Origin of the sequence: Flavobacterium sp., assembly GCF_046317795.1 — a bacterium.
Classification (GTDB): Bacteria; Bacteroidota; Bacteroidia; order Flavobacteriales; family Flavobacteriaceae; genus Flavobacterium.
This window is the reverse complement of sequence record NZ_JBKCVI010000179.1, coordinates 1-6,146: the sequence shown is the minus strand read 5'-3', so window position 1 is coordinate 6,146 and position 6,146 is coordinate 1. Positions and strand designations below refer to the sequence as shown.

Annotated in this window: 2 protein-coding genes; both read left to right on the top strand. The window is 43.4% G+C overall.

The annotated features are described in order from the left end of the window. Positions 1-1,213: SUMF1/EgtB/PvdO family nonheme iron enzyme (locus ACK5ON_RS10625; protein WP_409822283.1), on the top strand; the 1,213-nt coding region annotated here is incomplete at its 5' end. 44 nt (positions 1,214-1,257) lie between these two features. Then, the coding region (locus ACK5ON_RS10620; RefSeq protein WP_409822282.1) for a beta strand repeat-containing protein at positions 1,258-6,146 on the top strand (4,889 nt) is incomplete at its 3' end.

Sequence of the window (6,146 nt, the reverse complement as noted above, 5' to 3'; positions counted from 1 at the left end):
GCCAGATGGCATGGGTGTTTTTATCAGACGTTCTGCAATTGGCAATGGAAACATTCCAACAGCAACAGTTTTAATAGCCCTGCAAACTGCAGCTAACCTAAGTGATAATTTTCAAGTAGCGGGAATTGAGATGGTTTATGTGCCACAAGGCGATTTTCTTATTGGCGACAATAGTAATGGTTTTGGGCAAGGAAGTGGTTCTAATGGTTGGGGCTTTAAAAATGTGTTAATTACCAATGCCATACAAACAGCAGGTATAGGAGCTACTCTTAACTATAAAAATAATGCTACTCATGGTAGTACAGCTCCTTTGCCATCTACCTATCCGTTAGGGTGGAATAGTTTTTACAGCATGAAATATGAAATCAGTCAAGAGCAATATGTGGCTTTTTTAAACTCGCTTACCTATACGCAACAGATTACAAGAACTAATGTTAGTCCTGCCTCTGCTGCTGGTACCTATGCCAATGCAAACGCAGCAACACCAGTAAGAAACGGTATCAAAGTTAGAACCAGTGGCGTTGCCGCTACTACACCCGCAGTGTATGGATGTGATTTAAACAATAATGGTGTTTTTAATGAAGCGGCCGATGGTCAAAATATTGCCTGTGGTTGGATGTCGTGGTCGGATTTAATGGCTTATTTAGATTGGGCAGCTTTACGACCTATGACAGAATTTGAATACGAAAAAATTTGCAGGGGTGCATCACCATCTTCTATACCAGGAGAATATGCTTGGAATGCGGTTAGTATAACCCAAGCAACAGCAAATTCAATTAACAATGCCGGACAAGCAAGTGAAACCGCAACAGCGGCTGGTAACGGACTTTGCAACTTTAACGGAGGAGCAAATGCCGGACCATTGCGATGTGGTTTTGCCGCTGGTGCCGCTACCAATAAAGCACAAGCCGGTGGTGCTTGGTTTGGTGCTATGGAAATGTCGGGCAATGTATGGGAACAATGTGTAGGAGGACAATTTTTTAATTATTCTGGCTTTACATCTGATTGTGGCGATGGCACATTAGCTACTTCAGGCGCAGCCAATACGCCCGGCTGGCCAGCATCAGGTGGAGGTCAAGGTGGTGGCGTTTTGAGAGGTGGCAGTTATGCAGACGGTCCTGCAGCCCAAAGAATTAGCGACTGTATAGGTATGAATAATAATGTTAATCAAAATAGGAATAACCCAGGCGTTGGTGGTAGAGGCGTTCGATAAGAAAAGAAAAATATAAGCTAATAGGTTATCAATACTACAACAAAATGTTAAAATATACCATATTACTTTTGATGCTATTGACTGCATCTCTAAAATCATTTGCCCAGTTTACTGGTGGAGATGCCGATGGATATAGTACTGCATTGTTGATGCAATCCAGTTGTCCGCCAATAGTTTCAAATTTTGTTTTTTATGGTGGTAATGACGACGGAAGTAGTAATGCAATCGTAACGCAAGGCGGTTGTGTGCCTATAGTTGCTAATTTTGCTTTTTATGGTGGCGTTGCCGATGGATCTAGTAATGGATACCTGGAGCAAATCAATTGTGGGCAATTAGCTACGGATTTTATTTTTTATGGTGGCAATAACGACGGAAGCAGTGTTTCATCGTTGACGCAATCCGGATGTACACCTATAGTGGCTAATTTTGTCTTTTATGGTGGTAATTCCGACGGTAACGACACTGGCTCGTTGACGCAAGTTGGATGTACACCTATAGTAGCTGATTTTGTGTTTTATGGTGGTAATTCCGATGGAAACGACACTGGCTCGTTGACGCAATCTGGTTGTACCCCTGTTGTTGCCAATTTTGCATTTTATGGCGGCAATGCCGATGGATTTAGTACTACATTGTTGACGCAATCAGGTTGTACACCTATTGTTGCCGATTTTGTTTTTTATGGTGGCAATGCCGATGGATTTGCATTTGTTGCAATTAATAGTTCAGGAACCCCATCAAGCACGCCAACATTGTGTATCGGTACCCCTGCAACCCCAATAACACATGCGACAACTGGCGCAACAGGCATCTCCAATTCGGGAGTATCTGGCGCCAATGGATTGCCCGCAGGGATGAGTGCTACCTGGGCAAGTAATACCATCACTATAAGTGGAACCCCTACCGTGGCTGGGACATTCAACTACAGCATACCATTAACAGTAAGTTGTGGTTCGTTAAATGCCACCGGAAGAATAACTGTAACTCCAGCATTGGTTGGAGGTACCGTTGCAGGAAGCGCAATAGTTTGTACGGGGTCCAATTTAACGACTTTAACATTAAGTGGTCATACTGCAGGTGCAATCAGCCGCTGGGAATCCTCAATTGATAATTTTGCTACAGCAGGAACCCCAATTGCCAATACCACTACTACATTAACAGTGTCTAACTTAACAGTGACTACTAGTTATAGAGCGGTAATAGGAAACAGTACATGTAACTCAATAAATAGTTCAATAGCAACTATAACAGTAAGTACAACATCACTCGGAGGAACCGTAGCAGGAAGCGCAACGGTTTGTTCGGGCACCAATTCAACCACATTAACATTAAGTGGTCATACAGGCACCATTGTTCGTTGGGAGTCCTCAATTAATAATTTTGCAACAGCAGGAACCCCAATTGCCAATACCACTACTACTTTAACAGCGACAAACTTAACAGCCACTACTAATTACAGAGCGGTACTAACAAGCGGCTCATGTACTGCAGCAAGTGACTCAGCAACAGTAACAGTTATTTCCTCCGTTGGAGGAACAGTTGCGGGAAGCACAACGGTTTGTACCGGTACTAATTCAACAATATTGACACTAAGTGGTCATACAGGTGATATCACCCGTTGGGAATCTTCGCCTTCAAGTACATTTGCTTCTTCAGTTACTAGCATTGCCAACACCACTACTACATTAACAGCAACCGACTTAACAGTGACTACTTATTACAGAGCGGTAGTAACAAACAGTACCTGTAGTCCAGCAAACAGTGCAATAGCAACCGTAACCGTAAGTCCAGCATCAGTTGGAGGTACTGTTGCAGGAAGTACCACAGTTTGTACAGGCACTAATTCAACCACGTTAACTTTAAGCGGTCATACAGGCGCTATCACCCGTTGGGAGTCTTCACTTAACAATTTTGCGACAGCAGGAACCCCAATTGCCAATACCACCACTACATTAACAGCGACAAACTTAACAGTAACTACTTATTACAGAGCCGTGCTAACCAGTGGTCCATGTAGTTCTGCTAACAGTGCAATAGCAACAGTAACCGTTGGTCCAATATCTGTTGGAGGTACAGTTGCAGGAAGTGCCACCGTTTGTACAGGTACCAATTCAACTACTTTAACCTTAAGTGGTTTTACAGGTGCTATTACCCGTTGGGAATCTTCGCCTTCAAGCACATTTGCCTCTGCAGTTACTAGTATTGCCAATACCACTACTACTTTAACAGCGACTGATTTAACAGCAACTACTTATTATAGAGCAGTAATAACAAACAGCCCCTGTGGTCCAGTAAACAGTGCCATAGCAACAGTAACAGTTAGTCCAGAATCAGTTGGAGGAACGATTGCGGGAAGCGCCACAGTTTGTTCAGGAACAAATAGTACTACTTTAACCTTAAGCGGTCATACTGGTACTGTAACGCGTTGGGAATCATCACTTAATAACTTTGCGACAGCAGGAACGAACATTGCCAATACCACCACTACATTGGTAGCGACTAACTTAACAGTGACTACTTTTTATAGAGCGGTACTAACCAGTGGTGCTTGTAGTGCAACGAGCAGTGCAGTAGCAACAGTAACAGTAAGTCCATTATCAATTGGAGGCATCGTTGCAGGTAGCACAACAGTTTGTACAGGTACCAATTCAACCACTTTAACCTTAAGCGGACATACAGGAGCTATCACCCGTTGGGAATCTTCGACTTCCAGTACATTTGCTTCTGGAGTTACACCTATTGCCAATACCACTACTACATTAACAGTGACTGACTTGACTGCGACTACATATTACAGAGCGGTACTAACAAGCAGTCCATGTAGTGCAGCAAACAGTTCAATAGCAACCGTAACCGTAAGTCCAATACCTGTTGGAGGTACCGTTGCAGGCAGTGATACAGTTTGTTCAGGCAATAATTTAACGACTTTAACATTAAGTGGTCATTCAGGTGCTATTACAAGATGGGAATCCTCACTTGATAATTTTGCTACAGCAGGAACCCCTATTGCCAATACAATATCTTCATTAAATGTCAATAATATAACAGCCACTACTTATTATAGAGCTGTTATTACCAACGCAGGTTGTGCATCGGTTTACAGTACAACAGCAATAATTACAGTAAGCCCAACATCAGTTGGAGGAAGCGTTGCTGGTAGTGCAACAGTTTGTAATGGCAACAATACAACTACATTAACATTAAGCGGTCAAACAGGTGCTGTAATCCGTTGGGAATCCTCGTTTAATAACTTTGCTACAGCAGGAACCCCAATTGCCAATACCACCACAACATTAACAGTGACTAACTTAACAACCACCACGTATTACAGAGCCAGAGTAGCAAGCAGCCCCTGTAGTTCAGTAAACAGTGCATCAGCAACACTAACAGTTATTGCATCAGTTGGAGGAACTATATCAGGAAATGCAACGGTTTGTTCAGGCACCAATTCAACCACCTTAACATTAAGCGGTTACACAGGTGCTATTATCAACTGGGAATCCTCACTTGATAATTTTGTAACTGCAGGAACCCCAATTGCCAATACCACCACTACATTAACAGCGACCAACTTAACAGCGACCACTTCTTACAGAGCGTTATTAACAAACGGTACGTGTAATTCAGTATACAGTGCAAGAGCAACAGTAACTGTTAGTCCAACATCTGTTGGAGGCACCATTGCAGGAAGCGCAACGGTTTGTACAGGTACCAATTCGACCACGTTAACCTTAAGCGGTCATACAGGTGCAATCACCCGTTGGGAGTCTTCACTTAACAATTTTGCGACAGCAGGAACCCCAATTGCCAATACCACCACTACATTAACAGCGACTAATTTAACAACAACTACTTATTACAGAGCGGTACTAACAAGCAGTCCATGTAGTGCAGCAAACAGTGCAATAGCAACAGTTACAGTAAGTCCAGCATCAGTCGGAGGTACCGTTTCGGGAGGAGCCACAGTTTGTACGGGCACCAATTCAAACACGTTAACCTTAAGCGGTCATACTGGTGCTATAATCCGTTGGGAATCCTCACTTAATAACTTTGCAACAGCAGGAACCCCAATTGCCAATACCAGCACTACGTTAATAGCGACTAACTTAACAGCGACTACTTTTTACAGAGCAGTCCTAACAAGCAGTCCATGTAGTGCAGCAAACAGTGCAGTAGCAACAGTAACAGTAAGTCCAGCATCGGTTGGAGGAACCATTTCAGGAAGTAGCTCGGTTTGTACAGGCACCACAATCATTTTAACATTAAGCGGTCATACAGGGGCTATCACCCGCTGGGAATCCTCACTAAATAACTTTGCGACAGCAGGAACCCCAATCGCCAATACCACCACTACATTAACAGCGACGTTAACAACAACTACGTATTATAGAGCTGTAGTAACCAGTGGAGCTTGTTCATCGGTCAACAGTGCAGTAGCAACAGTAATAGTAAGTCCAGTATCGGTTGGAGGTACTGTTGCAGGTAGCGCAACGGTTTGTAGAGGTACCAATTCAACCACGTTAACCTTAAGCGGACATACAGGGGCTATCACCCGTTGGGAATCTTCACCTTCTAGTACATTTGCTTCTGGTGTGACTAGTATTGCCAATACAACAACTTCATTAACAGCGACTAATTTAACAGCGACTACTTATTACAGAGCCGTGCTAACAAGTGGTGGTTGTAGTGCAGCAAACAGTACAATAGCAACGATTACGGTTATTGGACCTTCCGGTCAACCTACCCTAGGTTCCTTGGTGCAACCAACTTGTGCCGCTATGATTGGAAGTTTTACCATTACCAATTACAATGCCTCTTATACTTATACTGCTTCACCTTCAACTGGTGTAGTGATATCAGGGGCAAATGTCTCAGCTCCAGCGGGTACGTATACCATTTCAGCTTCTTTTGCAGGTTGTTCCTCTCTACCCTCTGC